Source organism: Streptomyces hypolithicus (genome assembly GCF_052934925.1).
Map to the genome: position 1 here is coordinate 4,986,038 of NZ_CM128811.1, position 15,296 is coordinate 5,001,333.

At 69.0% G+C, this 15,296-nt stretch carries 15 protein-coding genes and 1 pseudogene; 7 read left to right on the forward strand and 9 right to left on the reverse strand.

Going from position 1 to position 15,296, the window contains the following annotated elements:
• Positions 1-99 precede the first annotated feature (99 nt).
• Complete coding sequence (locus ACU6WZ_RS23450) at positions 100-552, reverse strand: hypothetical protein (protein ID WP_447030149.1); 453 nt, start codon at positions 550-552, stop codon at positions 100-102.
• Positions 545-1,078, reverse strand: a complete 534-nt coding sequence (locus ACU6WZ_RS23455; RefSeq protein ID WP_447030151.1) for a SigE family RNA polymerase sigma factor — start codon at positions 1,076-1,078, stop codon at positions 545-547. Before ACU6WZ_RS23455 ends, ACU6WZ_RS23450 begins: the two co-directional genes overlap by 8 nt.
• Before the next feature lie 138 nt (positions 1,079-1,216).
• Here ACU6WZ_RS23455 and ACU6WZ_RS23460 point away from each other — a divergent pair, with 138 nt between their 5' ends.
• Entirely contained in the window at positions 1,217-2,596 is a 1,380-nt protein-coding gene (locus ACU6WZ_RS23460; protein ID WP_447030152.1) for a S28 family serine protease, read from the forward strand.
• A 108-nt stretch (positions 2,597-2,704) separates the two neighbouring features.
• On the opposite strand, the gene ACU6WZ_RS23465 is transcribed toward ACU6WZ_RS23460, so the two are convergent.
• The 4 genes from ACU6WZ_RS23465 to ACU6WZ_RS23480 form a co-directional block, all read right to left on the reverse strand.
• Complete coding sequence (locus ACU6WZ_RS23465; RefSeq protein WP_447030153.1) at positions 2,705-4,156, reverse strand: peptidoglycan D,D-transpeptidase FtsI family protein; 1,452 nt, start codon at positions 4,154-4,156, stop codon at positions 2,705-2,707.
• Between the two features lie 102 nt (positions 4,157-4,258).
• Positions 4,259-4,924, reverse strand: a complete 666-nt coding sequence (locus tag ACU6WZ_RS23470; RefSeq protein WP_447030155.1) for a response regulator transcription factor — start codon at positions 4,922-4,924, stop codon at positions 4,259-4,261.
• On the reverse strand, positions 4,921-6,165 hold the full coding sequence (locus ACU6WZ_RS23475; protein WP_447030156.1) for a sensor histidine kinase: 1,245 nt from the start codon (positions 6,163-6,165) through the stop codon (positions 4,921-4,923). Before ACU6WZ_RS23475 ends, ACU6WZ_RS23470 begins: the two co-directional genes overlap by 4 nt.
• Positions 6,162-7,163 (reverse strand): hypothetical protein, encoded by a 1,002-nt coding sequence (locus tag ACU6WZ_RS23480; RefSeq protein ID WP_447030157.1) that lies wholly within the window; start codon positions 7,161-7,163, stop codon positions 6,162-6,164. Before ACU6WZ_RS23480 ends, ACU6WZ_RS23475 begins: the two co-directional genes overlap by 4 nt.
• Before the next feature lie 149 nt (positions 7,164-7,312).
• Between ACU6WZ_RS23480 and ACU6WZ_RS23485 the strand changes: the two genes are divergently transcribed.
• The 3 genes from ACU6WZ_RS23485 to ACU6WZ_RS23495 all read left to right on the forward strand — a co-directional run bounded on the left by ACU6WZ_RS23485 (position 7,313) and on the right by ACU6WZ_RS23495 (position 9,747).
• Positions 7,313-7,870, forward strand: a complete 558-nt coding sequence (locus tag ACU6WZ_RS23485; RefSeq protein ID WP_447030159.1) for a GNAT family N-acetyltransferase — start codon at positions 7,313-7,315, stop codon at positions 7,868-7,870.
• 165 nt (positions 7,871-8,035) lie between these two features.
• Positions 8,036-8,878, forward strand: a complete 843-nt coding sequence (locus ACU6WZ_RS23490; RefSeq protein ID WP_447030161.1) for an IS5 family transposase — start codon at positions 8,036-8,038, stop codon at positions 8,876-8,878.
• Positions 8,879-8,922: 44 nt separating this feature from the next.
• Positions 8,923-9,747: a glutamate racemase gene (locus ACU6WZ_RS23495; RefSeq protein WP_326437148.1), complete on the forward strand. Its 825-nt coding sequence runs from the start codon at positions 8,923-8,925 to the stop codon at positions 9,745-9,747.
• Positions 9,748-9,902: 155 nt separating this feature from the next.
• Here ACU6WZ_RS23495 and ACU6WZ_RS23500 read toward each other — a convergent pair whose 3' ends face one another.
• Both ACU6WZ_RS23500 and ACU6WZ_RS23505 read right to left on the reverse strand, forming a co-directional pair.
• Positions 9,903-11,078, reverse strand: coding sequence for a methyltransferase domain-containing protein (locus tag ACU6WZ_RS23500; RefSeq protein WP_447030163.1), 1,176 nt, complete (start codon positions 11,076-11,078; stop codon positions 9,903-9,905).
• A 551-nt stretch (positions 11,079-11,629) separates the two neighbouring features.
• Positions 11,630-11,875, reverse strand: coding sequence for a hypothetical protein (locus ACU6WZ_RS23505; RefSeq protein WP_447030164.1), 246 nt, complete (start codon positions 11,873-11,875; stop codon positions 11,630-11,632).
• A 317-nt stretch (positions 11,876-12,192) separates the two neighbouring features.
• On the opposite strand from ACU6WZ_RS23505, the gene ACU6WZ_RS23510 reads away from it, so the two are divergent.
• Positions 12,193-13,539 carry an NsdA family TPR-like regulatory protein gene (locus ACU6WZ_RS23510; protein ID WP_447030166.1) on the forward strand — a complete coding sequence of 449 codons (1,347 nt, stop codon included), beginning with the start codon at positions 12,193-12,195 and terminating at the stop codon, positions 13,537-13,539.
• 138 nt (positions 13,540-13,677) lie between these two features.
• A pseudogene (locus tag ACU6WZ_RS23515) lies at positions 13,678-13,834 on the forward strand (DsbA family oxidoreductase); the annotation flags it as partial.
• 34 nt (positions 13,835-13,868) lie between these two features.
• On the opposite strand, the gene ACU6WZ_RS23520 reads toward ACU6WZ_RS23515, so the two are convergent.
• Positions 13,869-14,612, reverse strand: a complete 744-nt coding sequence (locus ACU6WZ_RS23520) for an SDR family oxidoreductase (RefSeq protein ID WP_447030168.1) — start codon at positions 14,610-14,612, stop codon at positions 13,869-13,871.
• An 81-nt stretch (positions 14,613-14,693) separates the two neighbouring features.
• Here ACU6WZ_RS23520 and ACU6WZ_RS23525 point away from each other — a divergent pair, with 81 nt between their 5' ends.
• On the forward strand, positions 14,694-15,167 hold the full coding sequence (locus tag ACU6WZ_RS23525) for an RrF2 family transcriptional regulator (protein WP_447030169.1): 474 nt from the start codon (positions 14,694-14,696) through the stop codon (positions 15,165-15,167).
• The last annotated feature ends 129 nt before the right edge of the window (positions 15,168-15,296 follow it).

The window sequence follows — 15,296 nt, forward strand, 5'->3', positions numbered from 1 at the left end:
TCGAGGCATGCGGGGGACCGCCACCGCCCCGCGCCGGCCCGCAGGCCGGCGCAAGGGGCGATGTGGCGGGGGTGGGTGGTGCGGGTCAGTCCGTGGCGGTCAGTCCGTGGCGGGTTGGCTCGTCGACGGGGTCTCTACCGGTGTCCGCGAGGTCCCAGCGCCCCCGCTCGCGGTCCGGGACGGGGCGAGCGACGGTGCGAGCGACGGGGCGAGCCACGGTGCGACGGACGGTGCGACGGACGGTGCGACGGACGGCGGGGGCGACGTGCGGGTGCGGCTGAGGGACGACGACGGGACGGGCGAGGCCGGGGTGGTGGCAGGAACCGCCGGGTCCGCGCCGCCGTCCGTCGCCAGGGTCGTCACCAGCGCGGCGCCCAGGGAGGCGAACACCGCGCAGGCGGTCGCCGACACCAGGGCGAGACGGCGCCGCCGGCGCCGGACACCGCGCTCAGCGATCACCGCCACGGGCACGGGCCTGGTGCGCGCCTGCCCGGCCGCCGCCGCGTCTTTGAACGCCGCCCTCAACGGGTCGTGGGGCTGGGGCTCAGACACCGGAGGCCTCCTCGGATCGCGGATCCTGCAACAGATGGGAGAGCGCGGCCCGGCCGCGGGCCAGGTGAGTCTTGACGGTTCCGGTGGACAGGCCGGTCTCGGCCGCGATCTGGGCGACCGTCAGGTCGCACACGTAGTGCAGCGTCACGGTCCGCCGCTGCCTGGGCGGCAGTTCACGCAGCGCCGTCACCAGAGCGACCTGTTCGGGCCCCGGACCCGGGTCGGCGCCCGGGCTGCCGCGCCGCTCCCAGGCGTCCGCCGAACGGCGGCTCACCCGCCACCGGCTCACGGCCACCCGCCAGGCCACCGTACGGATCCATGCCTCGGGTTCGCCGTCGCGGTCGAGCGCCCTCAGCTTGCTCCACCCCCGTACGAAGGCCTCCTGGACGACGTCCTGGGCCTCGTGCCGATCGCCGAGCATCACATACAGCTGCCCGACGAGGCGGGCGGCCGTATGCGCGTAGAACTCTTCGAACTCCTCGACGGTCAACAACCACTCCTGGATCTCTTCGGTCTCATGTGGCATACGCCCGGGACCACGCCTCCGGTTGACACAGGAAGCAAAAGATCAGAGTGAGGCCGGTCACAGGTCCGAAGCGCATAGCATGCGGCGCGTCGAGTCCATCGCTTCCATCACCACACCTGCGACCGAGGGGACTTCAGCGTGCGCACCAAGGTCTTCCTGTCTTCTCTGCTCTGTGCCGGCGTGATAGCGGCAACCGCTCTGGCGACCGGTTCGCCCGCCGTCGCGGCGGCGGCTCCGGACGCCGCTGACACCGCGGCCACCAGCCCGGACGCGCCGGCCACCAGCACGGCCGCGACCGCTGACATCCGCGAAAAGCTGGAGCGGATCCCCGGGCTGACGGTCGTTTCGGTGGCCGACAAGGGCGGATTCCCCCTCTACACGCTGACGATGGCCCAGCCCGTCGACCACCGCGACCCGTCCAGCGGCAGCTTCCAGCAGAGACTCACGCTCTGGCACAAGAGCGAGACGGCGCCGGTCGTGCACTACACCGGCGGGTACGGGCTGTCCTCCAGCACCCGTGAGATCACGACGCTGCTCGGCGCCAACCAGGTCAGCGTGGAACACCGTTACTTCAACACCTCGCGCCCCGCCGACGCCGACATCGACTGGGACGACCTGAACGTCTGGCAGCAGGCGACCGACGAGCACGCGATCGTCCAGGCACTCAAGACGCTCTACGGGGCCAAGTGGCTCGGCACGGGCGCCAGCAAGGGCGGAATGACGCAGGTCTACCACGAGCGCCACTACCCGGACGACCTGGACGCCGTGGTCGCGTACGTCGCTCCGAACGACGCGAACAACCGGGACGACAGCGTCTACGAGCGGTTCTTCAAGACGGTCGGCACGCCCGAGTGCCGGGCCGCCCTGGACGCCGTACAGCGCGAAATGCTGGTGCGGCGCTCCGCTATGCTGCCGCGCTTCGAGGCCACGTCCAAGGAGCAGGGCCTCACCTTCGCCTACCTCGGCTCCGCCGACCGGGCCTACGAGTTCTCCGTGCTCGACCAGGTGTGGAACTTCTGGCAGAGCGGCACCCACACCGACTGCCCGGCCGTCCCGGACGCGAAGAAGGCGACCGACGACGAGCTCTACTCCTGGTCGCTGGGCCACGGGCTGAGCATCTACTCGGACCAGGGCAACGGGGCCGAGGGCGCAGGCCCGTACTACCGGCAGGCCGCGTCCCAACTCGGCTGGGCCGACCTGAAGTTCAAGCACCTGCGCGATGTGCGCAACCACCCGGACATCTACCAGCCCAACTCCGTGCTGCCCGCCGGCATGCGCACCTCCTACGAAGGCCGTGTGATCAAGGACGTCGACCGCTGGGTGTCCACCCGCGGCGAGCGGATGATGTTCGTGTACGGGCAGAACGACCCGTGGAGCGCCGAACAGTTCAAGCCGGGCAAGCGCGACTCGCACCTCTTCGTCGCGCCGGACACCAACCACGGCGCGACCATCTCCAAGCTGACACCGGACGAGCGCGCGACGGCCGAGGCCACCGTCAAGCGGTGGGCCGGCCAGTAGGAGCCGACTGCTGCCCGCCCCTGAACCGGATCCGACAGGACCTCTCGATGACCGGGGGCGGGCAGGGGACGGTCACAGGAGCGCACCGGCCGGGACCGGCCGCCCGCTTCACCGGTCTATCGCGGCCTTCATCATCTTCTGGGCGATCGGCGCCGCCAGGCCGTTGCCGCTGACCTCCGAGCGCGGGCCGCCCGAGTCCTCGACGATGACCGCGACCGCCACCTGCCGGCCGCTCGACTCGTCCTTGGCGTACGACGTGAACCAGGCGTACGGCGACTTGCTGTTGTCGACGCCGCGCTGCGCGGTACCGGTCTTGCCGCCCACCTCGGCGCCACTGATCCACGCGTTCGAGCCCGTGCCGTCCTCGACGACGGTGACCATCGCGCTCCGCAGCTGCTCGGCGGTGTCGGACGACACGATCCGCTCGCTGTCGGCGTCCCCGAAGTCCTCCAGGGTGTCGCCGTCCCCGTCCGTCACTTTGGAGACCATGTGCGGCGACGCGAGCTCACCGTCGTTGGCGATGGCCGACGAGACCATGGCCATCTGGAGCGGGGTGGCTGTCACATCGAACTGGCCGATGCCGGTGAGCGCCGTCTGCGGCTTGTCGAGTCCCGAGGGGAACAGGCTCTCGGCGGCCCGGACCGGCACATCCAGCTTCTCGGTGTTGAAGCCGAACTTCTCCGCCATCGCCTTCACCTTGTCCTGGCCGAGATCGACGGCCAGCTTCCCGAAGACGTTGTTGCAGGAGTACTGGAGCGCCGTGCGCAGCGTGGCGTCCTCACAGGGCGCCGACGGGTTCTCGTTCTTCAGGACCGTCTGTGTGTTGGGCAGCGGGTACGGGTTCGGGCTGTCCGTCTTCTCGTCCACCGAGCCGTAGCGCCCGTCCTCCAGCGCCGCCGCGGCGACGACCAGCTTGAACGTCGAGCCCGGCGCCAACGCCTGCCGCAGCGCCCGGTTGACCATCGGCTTGTCCTCGTCGCCGGTCAGCCGCTGCCAGGCCTCGCCGTCGTTCATACCGCTGATCTTCGACGGGTCGTATGAAGGCGTGGAGACCATGCCGAGGATCCGCCCGGTCTCCGGGTCGATCGCCACGGCGGCGCCCTTCTTGTCGCCGAGCGCGTTGTACGCGGCCTTCTGCACCGCCGGGTCGACAGTAGTCACCACGGCGCCGGGGTCGCTCTGCCGGCCCATGAGAAGGTCGGCCGGGCTCTTCAGCCGGCTGTCTGTCCCGTCGAGGACATTGCTGTAGATGCCTTCGAGCTGCGTCGCCCCGTACGCCTGCGAGCTGTAGCCGGTTACGGCCGCGTAGAGCGCGCCGTCGGTGTAGGTGCGCTTGTAGTCGAGATCGCTGCCCTCCGTCTTCTTCGATCCGGTGACCGGCGAACCGGCCACGATGATGTTCCCGAGCGGCTGCGCGTACTGCGCGATCACATTCCGCCGGTTGTTCTTGTCGTCTGCGAGAGCTTGGCCCTGGTACGCCTGCACCCAGGTGATCCGCACCAGCAGGGCGAGCACCATCAGCAGGCAGAAGACCGAAGCGCGCCTGATTGTTTTGTTCATCCCGCACAGAAGACGAACGAACCGGCCCCCGGAGTTCCGGTATGTCGCCCTTCTCACTCAGTCTTCATCTCCGCGCGTCTCTCCGCGCTCTCCCCGCGCTGCTCAGTGCGGCCTGATGAAACCCGACTCGTACGCCGCGATCACTGCCTGGGTACGATCCCGCGCGCCCGTCTTGGCCAGCACCGCCGCCACATGGCTCTTCGCCGTCGCCGGGCCGACCCGCAGCCGCTCCGCGACCTCCGCGTTCGTCAGGCCCACCGCCATCAGCCGCAGCACCTCCGCCTCGCGCAGGGTCAGCCGGGCCGCCCACGGCGGCGCTTCGGGCCGGCGCCTGGCGTGCTGGGCGGCCAGGCGTCGCACGGCCGACGGGAACAGCAGCGTGTCGCTGCGCGCCACCAGCCGGACGGCCGCGACGAGGTCCTCGGCGGCGGCCCGCTTCAGCAGGAACCCGGCGGCCCCGACGCGCAGGGCGTCGTACACGTACGAGTCGTTCTCGAAGGTGGTGACGACCACGATCCGTGGCGGATCCTCCAGAGCGCCGAGGATCTGCTCGGTGGCGCGGATGCCGTCGATCTCCGGCATGCGTACGTCCATCAGCACCACGTCGGGACGCAGCCCACGCACGACCGAGACGGCCTCGGCCCCGGTCGCGGCCTCGCCGACGACCTCCAGGTCGGGCTCCGCTTCGAGGATGACGCGCAGGGCGGTACGGACCAGGCGCTCGTCGTCGGCGAGTACCACCCTGACCCGCGCGTCCTGGGCGCTCATCGCGCACCTCCGGCCAGTGGCAGGCGGGCCGTGAGCCGCCAGACACCGCCGTGCGGCCCGGCTTCGGCGTGGCCGCCGAGCAGGGCGGCGCGTTCCGCTGTGCCGGGCAGGCCCCGGCCGCCTCCCGGACGTACCACGGGGGGCGAGCCCGGCAGCGGGTTCTCCATCACGATCTCCAACTCCTCGCCGCGCACGGCGATCCGTAGCGACACGGGTGCCGCCGCGCCGTGCCGCAGAGCGTTGCTGAGCCCCTCCTGCACGATGCGGTACGCCTCGCGGGACACCGTCACCGGGGCCAGGGCCGCCGGGTCGCCGTTCTCCGTGTACGCGACCCGCACGCCGCACTGGGCCAGCAGGTCGCCCAGCGCGTCCAGCGTCGGGCCGGCGAGCTCGCCCTCCCTTTCCTCGCCCTGCCGCAACAGCCCGAGTACCGCGTCGAGTTCGCCCACAGTGCGCCGCGTCGTCCGTTCGATCGCGGTCAGCGCCTCCCGAACGAACTCCACATCGCTGTCCAGTACCCGGCGCGCCGCGCCCGCCTGGAGCGTGACCGCGCTCAGCGCGTGTCCCACCGAGTCGTGCAACTCACGAGCGAGCCGGTTGCGTACGGCGAGTTCAGCGGCCCGCCGCTCCGCCGCCGCGAGCCGGTCGGCGGGGGCCGGCCCGAGGAGCACCGGCGCCCAGCGGGCCAGCAGCGCCGCTGCCACGGCCGCGCACCCGGCCAGCGCCAGCAGTATCCCGGCGCCGGCCACCGGAGCCAGCGCCAGCGCCCAGGTCTCGCCGAACACCGCGGGCAGATCGAGACGGGAATCCCTCAGCCGGGCGAACAGCGGCAGCAGGATCAGCACGCCCGCGAACGGCGGCACCGCGAGCGACATGCCGCTGATGATCCCGCCGAGCCCCAGGTGGAGCGTGTACCAGGCCGCGGTCCGCGCCCGCGCCGTCAGAGACCGGGCGGGCCCCTGGGCCAGCTGCTCCGCCTGCTCGGCCGGCATGCCGCACAACGCCTTGGCCGCGCCCGCCGACAGGGGCCTGACCAGCGGGAAGAAGGCGGTCAGGGCGGCGATGGGCAGGGCGATGCCGAAGGACGCGAACTGCAGGGCGGTGGAGGTGAAAACATTCGTATTGCCGGTGAACGAGCCGACGATCACCACGCCGAGCAGGAAGTACGGCATGGACAGCGCGCCGCCGAGGATCAGATGGATCCAGCGCAGCCGGGCCCGCGCCCCGAACAGGGTTCTCACGCCGCGCGCCCGCCCCCGCGCCCGAGCCGCCGCAGGAACGCCGTACCTGCGGCGAGGAGGAGGAGACCGGCGGTCATCTGCACAGCGTAGGTCAGGACCATCAGCACGGTCGACGCTTCGGCCCCGTCGCCCGAAGGCGCCGCCGAGGCCAGGAGCAACCACCCGCCCCAGCAGCCCAGCGTGGCCGAGCTCAGCCAGGCCAGTGCCAGTGGGGTCCTGAGCGGCAGGCGGCCGCGCCGCAGCACCAGCGCGAGCACCGTGACGACGGCGACGGAGGCGAAGAGAGCGTACGTCCCCTCAAGCAGGTAGAAGTCCGGCGTGCGTTCGTCGATCCGCGACCGGCTGAGGCCGGTGGTGGAGCCGGTGGCCCACAGCGCATGCGGTACGGCGGCCAGGGCGGCCAGCGCCGACCCTGCCACGGCGGTGGCCCTCAGCCCCCGGCCGACGGCGTCGTCCGGCAGGTCCCGGACCGCGCCTGCCCACAGGTGTCCCCACCTGTCGCGGGCGTACAGGGCGAAGAGGGTGCCCAGCGTCAGCCCCTGGATGATGAAACCGGTGTAGACGACGGCGAACACCCATGCGTCGAGGAACGGCTCGCTGTTCGCCGGCACGGTCCCGCGGTCCGTGAACACCTTGGCCAGCAGCTGGAGCGGATACCCGGTCGCGATAGGCGTCAGCAGCCCGGTCGCCACCCACATGGGCAGCGCGATGAGCCACGCGGGCACGCGCCGGCCCCAGGCCTGGGTGAGCAGCAGCGCCAGTACGACGACCGTCGCGTCCATCACCACCGTGACGCCGTTGACGGCCGCCATCACACCGGGCCGGTCGAGGAGCACACTGCCTTCGGGAATGCCGGTGCGGCCACCGGCGATCCAGGAGATCTTGAGCGCGATGTACGGCACGCAGGAGACGACGGCGGCGGCGCGCAGCACCCTGCGAGGCAGGCCGACGGGGGCGGTGGGCGCGGGGGGCGCGGGGACGGGTTCGGTCTTGGTCATGGCATCCACGCTCCGCCACGGGCCGCCGCTGCACGTCCCGCTCAGCGGTGATCCGTCTCCTCCGGACGGGGGAGACGCGCTGCCGCGGAGGAGGGCGAACCGCAACCGCGACCGCAACCGCAGGCCGGGCCCGCCGCGTCTGAGCCGTCATGATCAGACGAGCCGTCCCCGCCGACCTCGACGCGATAGCCGACCTGCACACCGCCGCCCGCGCCACGTACTACCGCGGCCACATCCCCGAGGAGGACTACGCGGGCCCCGCCGAACGGGCCAGAACCCGCGCCGGCTGGGCCGGGGCCGTCGGCCGCCGGGACGGCGGTGTGCTCGTCGCCGAGCACGACGGGGCCGTTGCGGGCGTCGCGGCCTTCGGCGTCCGAGACGGCGTCATGAACCTCACCCAGCTCCATGTCGCCCCCGCCCGGTGGGGCCGCGGCCTGGGCACCGGGCTGCACACGGCCTGCGTGGAGTCCTGGAGTCGCTCCGGCGTACGCGAGGCGCGCCTGGAGGTGTACGAGCACAATCTGCGGGCCCAGTCCTTCTACGCCCGCCACGGCTGGGCGCCCGACCCGCTGACCCCGCACGTGAGCGCTCACCTGACGCTGGTCCTCGCCCTGCCCGCGCAGGCAGGGGCAGGGAACGGGGTGGCGGGCCGGTGCGTTGCCGGGACAGCGGAGGCAGCCTCCGCACCGTCCCGAGCACGCCTCTGAGCTGGAGTGAAGCACGGACGGGCTTGCGGGGACCGCTAACGCCCCGGCCCTTGGATCGACTTAGAGGCCGCGCAGATAGGCGCGGTGGTGGCACCCCGGCAGCAAGACAGGCACAGGCCTTGGCGATCATGGAGTTGCGACGCTCTGTGATCACCGGGGGGACCTGTGCCTGTACTGCCATCATGGCTGACCGAACCGCTCTGGGGCCAATTCGCCGCTCTGCTGCCTGAGCGATCGACCTACGCACCGACCCATCCACTGGGCTGCCACCGCCCGCGCATCAGCGACCGGATCGTCTTCGACAAGATGCTGCAGCTCCTGCGATTCGGCTGCTCCTACCAGGCGATCGCCGACACGACCTGCTCGGCCACCACGATCCGCAACCGTCGCGACGAGTGGATCCGGCTCGGCGTCTTCGCCAAGCTCAAGCAGATTGCGCTGGAGTCCTACGACCGGATCGTCGGCCTCGTCCTCGACCAGATCGCCGTCGACGGCTCCATCACCAAAGCCCCCGGCGGCGGTGAGGTTGCAGGGCGTTCACCGGTCGATCGCGGCAAACAGGGCCTGAAACGCTCGGGTATGACGGATGGTTATGGAATACCGCTGGGCCGCGTGCTGGCTGGAGCGAACCGTCACGACTCCCCGCTGCTCGCCCCGACCCTGGACCGCCTGGACGACCTGGGACCGCTGCCCGACGACATCACTGTGCATCTGGACGCCGGTTACGACTCGGACAAGACCCGCACCCTGCTCCACGAACGCGGCCTGCACGGCCGCATCGCACACAAGGGCGAGAAGGCACCGATCCAGGCAAGCCAGAGGTGGCACGTCGAACGCACCCACGCCTGGCAGAACGCCTTCCACCGGCTCGCCCGCTGCTATGAGCGTAGGGCTGCCGTCATCGACGCCTTCTTCGACCTCGCCGACACCATCATCACCGTGCGTAGCCTGATCCGCCGAGCGTGGACCACTCACCGCTGGGAGGGCCGCCCCCGCCGCCGCCCGTGACGGACCACCATCTGCGCCAGTGGTCGGCTGGTAACTTGACTCCCATGATGGTGGCATTGATCGACTCAGGGCTTGGCCTCCTTTCCACCACAGGATGGCTTCGGCACCTCGCCCCGGAACTCGATCTGCTTCTGTTTCTGGACCCCGACGGCGCCCCCTGGGGATCGAGAACGGCCTCCTTCGTCACGGACCGTCTGTTCAGTGCCGCCCAATTGGCCGTCCAGCGGGGCGCGGAGGCCATCGTGGTCCCCTGCAACACCGCCACCGTCACCGCGATCGACGCTCTGCGCGAGAGTTTTGAACCCCGAGTGCCTGTGATCGGAACCGTGCCCGCCGTGAAGTCGGCCGCAGCGGCCGCCCAAGGCATCGCCGTGTGGGCAACCGTCCGGACCACGGCGAGTGACTACCAGGATCGCCTGATCGCGGACTTCGCGAACGGCCGGCCTGTCGCGCGTGTCGCATGCCCTGGTCTGGCCGAGGCGATCGACCACGGAGACATGGCCGCAGCAGCGGAAGCGATCGCCGACGCGGCAAAGCGGACCCCCCAGAATTGCGACTCCGTGGTGCTGGGATGCACGCACTACCCCCTGGTGGCGCCAGAGATTCTGCAGAGCCTGCCCACCGGAACCACCCTGTACGACAGCGCGGAGGCAGTCGCCCGCCAAACACTGCGGCGATTGGACAGAACCACGGAATCGCACAGCAGCACGGGCTCCATCGACGTGGTACTCAGCGGGCGCCGCGGAAATCTCCCAGCAGGCGCCCACGCCTACCCAGTGGGTCGCGCCCTTGCCGCCGCAGCGCGGGTGCCCCGCGAAATTCTCATCACTGCCGCAACTCGCGCCTCGATGGCTGCTCCAGCGATCTGAGCAAGCCCCGGAACCCCTTCATCTCGTCGGCCAGGCGTACAGCCGCTCCGTTCGCGGCAGACCCCGGGAAAACACAGAGCGGACAATTACGTGATCGCCCAGGACCTGTGCCTGTTTCGCCCAGGGCTCCCCACCGCGCCTATCTGCGCGACCTCTTACACGAGCCAGGAGTCGGCCGGATCGTCCAGCCAGGCTGCTTGTCCTTCCGCTGTCACGGTGAGCCCGAACCGCTCATGCCCCGGCTTGCCTCTGCCCTCCCACCATCGGTAGGCGGCTTCCGCTTCGTCCCACAGGCGGCGGGGGCCCGACTGCCAGACCCGCGCGGTGTCGCCGTCGCGGAACATCGCGCACGCCCATGAGCGGTCGCTGAGCCCATAGAGCCATACCGGCCGTGCGCCGTCGCGCTTGTCGGCAACGGTGTGCCGGCAGTCGCGAAGTCGGAGACCGAGGGCGAACTGCTGGGGCCCGAATTGATCACCGAGAAATTCGGTTTCTGTGATCGTCGTAGACGACTCCTCACCGTCCGCGACGCTGCCGGTGACGTACTCAGCGTGGACAAGAGGCGGGAGGCGCTGAGCCCGCAGCTTCATGAACTCCACGGGACCGGTAAACGCGCCTGACGCACTCTCTCCGTCGTCGCCCACGACCAGCCGGACAACGGCGTCACTGTTGCTGTAGTGCGTCCCCCAGGGAGCCGCAACGAGCCCGCCGGGCCGGGTCTGCTGCACCCATGCGAACGGAATAAACCGGAGCCCGCACGTGGAAATGATCCGGTCGTAAGGCGCTCCCTTCGGATAGCCCTTGAATCCGTCGCCGTGGACGACGTGAACGGGCAGCCCGAAGCGTTCAAGGGCCTTCCGTGCCGCCGCTGCAACAGCTTCGTCTACTTCCACCGTGACGACGTTCTTGGCCCTCAATCGGTGCGCCAACAGCGCGGCATTCCACCCGGTGCCCGTGCCGATCTCCAGTACTCGGACATCGGGCTGTACGTCCAAATCCCGCAGCATTCGGAACACCACGCTGGGCATGGATGCGGAAGAGGTAGACACCTTCCCCGGCTCGTTGCCGCTGTGTTCGCCGTCGTCCCACTGCGTGACGATCGGAACGTCGGCGTCTGCGTATCCACCCCAGCTCGCTGGGTCATCCGACTTTGAAACGGCGACGCTCTTTCCCTCGATCATGTCGAATGGCCACATGAGGTCAGGGAGGAATACGGAACGGGGCACGGCTTCGAATGTGGGCACCCAGTCAGAGGAAAGGGCACCGCCCGAGATGAGGGCACGCCCCAGCTCGGTGCGGCCGGGGCGCTCCTGGTGTGCGTCAGTGGTCACAAGGTCATCCCTTGGGCGGGTTGGGAACTCCGGGCCCACCGTCGGGAGTGGGCGGCTGGTGCGGGCCAGGGTAGGGCTCACCCGGCAACTTGTCGCCACCGCTGTTGCGCAAGATCGCGTCCATATCTCTCCTTCGCCGTGCCGACACGGGCACCGTTCTCATTGTCTTCGTGCGTGGACCCGTACCGGCCGACCGTCCCCGCCGATACGGGGTGGCCGATACGGGGGCTGAATTCGTCCCTGCCGCGAATAGCGAAGCCGGGGGAGCCTCAGCGGATGCGTCCGGCAGGGACGAAACCTAGGTGACGCTCAGTCCCTTCTGTCGCTGAGCGTGAAGCTTGGCCAGCGCGCGGAGTTGTTTCCGCTCGTGCTCGGTGGCTGGTCGAACGGAAGCCCAGCGGGACCGCCAATGAAGTCCTGTGGGGCGAGACAGGCAGACCATAGGCCCGTCGAAGCCCGAAAGGGTCGCGGGCATCTCGTAGGAGTTGTCGTAGACCGCCATGCCGACTCTGAGTCCTGGTGCCCGTCGCTGGGCGACTGATGTGCGCATCTCAAACACCCCACCGAGCACGCGCGTTCGCTTCAGCGACAGCGGTGCTGAGGGCGTCCGACTGCATGGCCGGGATCAGGTGCTCGGAGTCGGCTTCCCATTCCTTGCCGCCATTCAGCGGACGGAGTTGATAGCACGGTCCCACATACTCCATGACGCGTCCCACACGCCCCGTGCGGGCATCCTTGGCCACCTCGCCCGGCTCCCAGTGGTGCGGGTGCTCGCGGGCCGTCTCCGGGGCGTTCACAGCCGTTCCTTAAGTCCGGCCTGAACCGCTTTCAGGACGCTGCGCGGCGGGTTGGTTGTGTAGCCCGTCCGGGGGACCCAGTCGGGGGCCAGTCGCCAAAACCCGCCAGCCTTGATGAGCGCCGCTAGCTCGTCAGCGTCGCTTGGAGGTACGAGGGGCTTCTTGTCCATGGTCGGGAGTCCTTCGGTGGTGGCGTCGTCCCTTGCGTGATCTCTGCGCTCGCCATAGGTAACCGCCCAGCTACGCAGAGCGGTACCGTGGGAGCGGCACCAGCGTTTAAGAGCTTTAAGAGCCCATGCAGCGCAAGGAGTTGACGAGTGGGGACAGCGGAGCCGAACACGGGTCTTGAGCGGCTGTACCGCGAAACCGGCTGGACGCTGCGGCAGTTCGCCCAAGAGGTCAACCGCATTGGCACAGAGCGCGGGACACCCCTCAAGTACCGGGAGCCGTCCGTTCACCAGTGGCTCAAGGGGCACATGCCGAAAGCGGATGTGCGTCCGCTGATCTTGGAAGCGCTCGGGCGGAGATTGCAGCGGCCAGTCACGCACAGCGAGGCAGGGTTTCCAGCACTGCCCGGAGATCAGCCGCTCAGCCACCCCAGTACGGTTGAAGGGTTGCTAGCCCTGGGGAGGAGAGACATGGACCCGTCACGACGGAGCGTTCTAGGGGTAGGTCTATTCTCCGTCGCCTTGACCATTCCCAACTGGCCCGATGTGGTCGGCAGGATGGAAGCCGTCCAAAAGGGCGAGGCCAAACGCATAGGGATGACGGACGTTGAAACCGTCACCGCTATGACCGAACGCATCTCGGACCTTGATGACCAATTCGGCGGGCGGATCGCACGCCCCATGGCTGCTGCATTCTTGGTGAACACGGCCGCACCGTATTTGCGCATCGATGGCTCCGACTCCGTCCGCAAATCCATGATGGCCGCCGTCTCGGATCTCTGCTACCTAACGGGCTACATGGCGGTAGATGAGGGCGTACATGGTATGGCGCAGCGCTATTATCTCAAAGCGCTAGAACTTGCCGGGGCCTCCGAGGATCACCTGACCTTCTGCACCACGCTGCGCGGGATGAGTGTTCAGGCAGTCGATTTGGGGCACGGTGCGGAAGCAATGCGACTAGCGGACGCCGCATCCGCAGCCTCTCCGAAAGCCGGCCCGAGAATGCGCGCTTTCCTCGCTGGACAGCAAGCACATGCGGCAGCGCAAACCGGCGCGCGGGTTGCCGCACGGGCATATCTGCGGGAAGCCGAGGTGGCCATGGAAAAGGCGGAGTCCCGCTCCAAGGCATTCGGCTCCTACGACCCGTCATCGCTGCTTTATCACACAAGCCAAGTCCGCTACGAACTAGGTGACGTGGCCGGATCAATCTCAGCGATGGAACAGTCAGATCGGGTACGTCAGAGCGTCTATCGGCGCGCAAGGGTCCGGCATCGCTGCACTCTCGCTGAGCGGCAGCTAGAACGAGGCCACCTCGAAGCAGCCTGTCAGACGTGGTCGCGAGCGCTAGACGATTACCCGAGCCTGCAATCCGGGCGAGCGGACGAACGAATCCGGATCATGCACAGCCGCATTCGTCCCCACCTAAAGAACCATGCCGCCCGTGACCTTTTCGAGCGGGCCCGACCGGTCACACCGGGCAGACTCCTGCCGCCTTGAGCCGTCCCTTGCCCCTCAGTGGGCATGCTCACGACGAGTAGTCAGGATCTTGGCCGGCCGGAGCACTGAGAATCCGGACACATGGGTATAGGGCGGTCCGCTGTACCGAAGGTTGATCACGGAAAGTGCCCCGAAAGGCACGCAAACACCTTCGACATCCACCAACTGCTGCACCTCGCCAAGGGCGCGCGACCGCCAGAGCGGGCTGCTCGACCTCGCCTACCGGGCCAACTTCGCCGAGGACCGCTCCGTCTTCGACCAGCGGGTCCTGCTCGATTGTGCCCGTGCCCGCGGCGGACACGGGCACGGGCACAGATCGAGGAAAGGCTTTACCGCTGTCTTGCGAGCCACTCGTCGAAAGTGGTCGGTGCGATGCGTGCGCCCTCGGCGGGCAGCATCGAGTTACCGGCCATCGCCGGGCCGAACATGGTGGACCAGGTCGGAACGAGCTTCACCTTATGGCCGCGGGCCTCGTTGGTGCGCCGGGCCATGTCCACCAGGTCCTGCGGTTCGGGTCCCGCGACGTCGGTGTAGTGCCCTTTGGGATCGCCCACCGCGATCTCGGCGAGGATGTCAGCCACGTCCGCAGGTGCGATCGGCTGCACGAGCAGCGGGGCGATCGTGGCGACTCCGTCCTGCTCGGTCCAACTCGTCACCATCGCGGCGAAGTCGTGGAACTGCGTAGCCGGCACGACCGTCCATGGCACCGTGCCCTCGGACACGAGGCGCTCCTGCTCCCGCTTGCCGGCGTAGTGGGCGTTGCCTTCGACACGGGTGGCTCCGGCGATCGAGAGCAGCACGTGGTGACGGACGCCCGCCCGCTTCCCCGCATCGAGCAGGTTCCGTGTGGAGGTCCCGAAGTAGTGCACCGTTTCGGCTGGGTCGGAGGCCGTGCAGTTCGTGACATCGATGACCGCTTCGACGCCGGTCAGGGCATCGTCGAGACCATGACCGGTCAGTAGGTCCACCTGGTGGGAGCGGCTGATGTGTACGACGTGGTGTCCGCCCCGCTCAAGGGCGGCGACAGTGAGGGACCCGATGTTTCCCGTCGCACCGGCAATGGCGATCCGCATGATGATCTCTCCTTCTCCAGCGGTCACGGCGACGTTATCATGGACTAAACAGGTCCGTTATATCTGCGATACAATCGGTGGGTGAAGCTGCCTGGAAGTACCGAATGGATGTTGCACTGCGCCACGACGCTGGCACAGCTCGACGCAGGAGACTCGGCATCGACGGCACAGCTCGCGCAGTACTACGACCTGCCCGCGCCCTATCTCGCCAAGCAGTTGAAGGCGCTGGTCAGGGCAGGGGTGCTGGCCGCGACCACAGGCCCGCGGGGCGGGTTCCGACTCGCACGGCGCCCCTCCGAGATCACGCTCCTGCAGATCGTCGAGGCTGTTGACGGCACCTCCCCGCCGTATGAGTGCCGTGAGATCCGCCAGCAGGGGCGGGGGGCTCTGCCCTCCGATGACTGCCGCCGGACCTGTGTCCTCGCCGAGAAAATGGCAGACGCACACCAAGCATGGCAACACAGCCTTTCCGGAGTCACCCTCGCCGATATCCTCACCGAGCTTCCTCCGACGGCGCCTCCCCGAACCAGGCTGCGCCTCACCGGCACGGCGTGACCGGGCACGGGCCGGCGCGCACCACCCGGCCCGGATGCCGTGGGCCGAAGCCTCGGCCCCTCAACTGCCGTCTTGGTGGCCCCGCGACAAGATGACACCGTCGCACCCCTGACGACGGTGGGCGCGGGC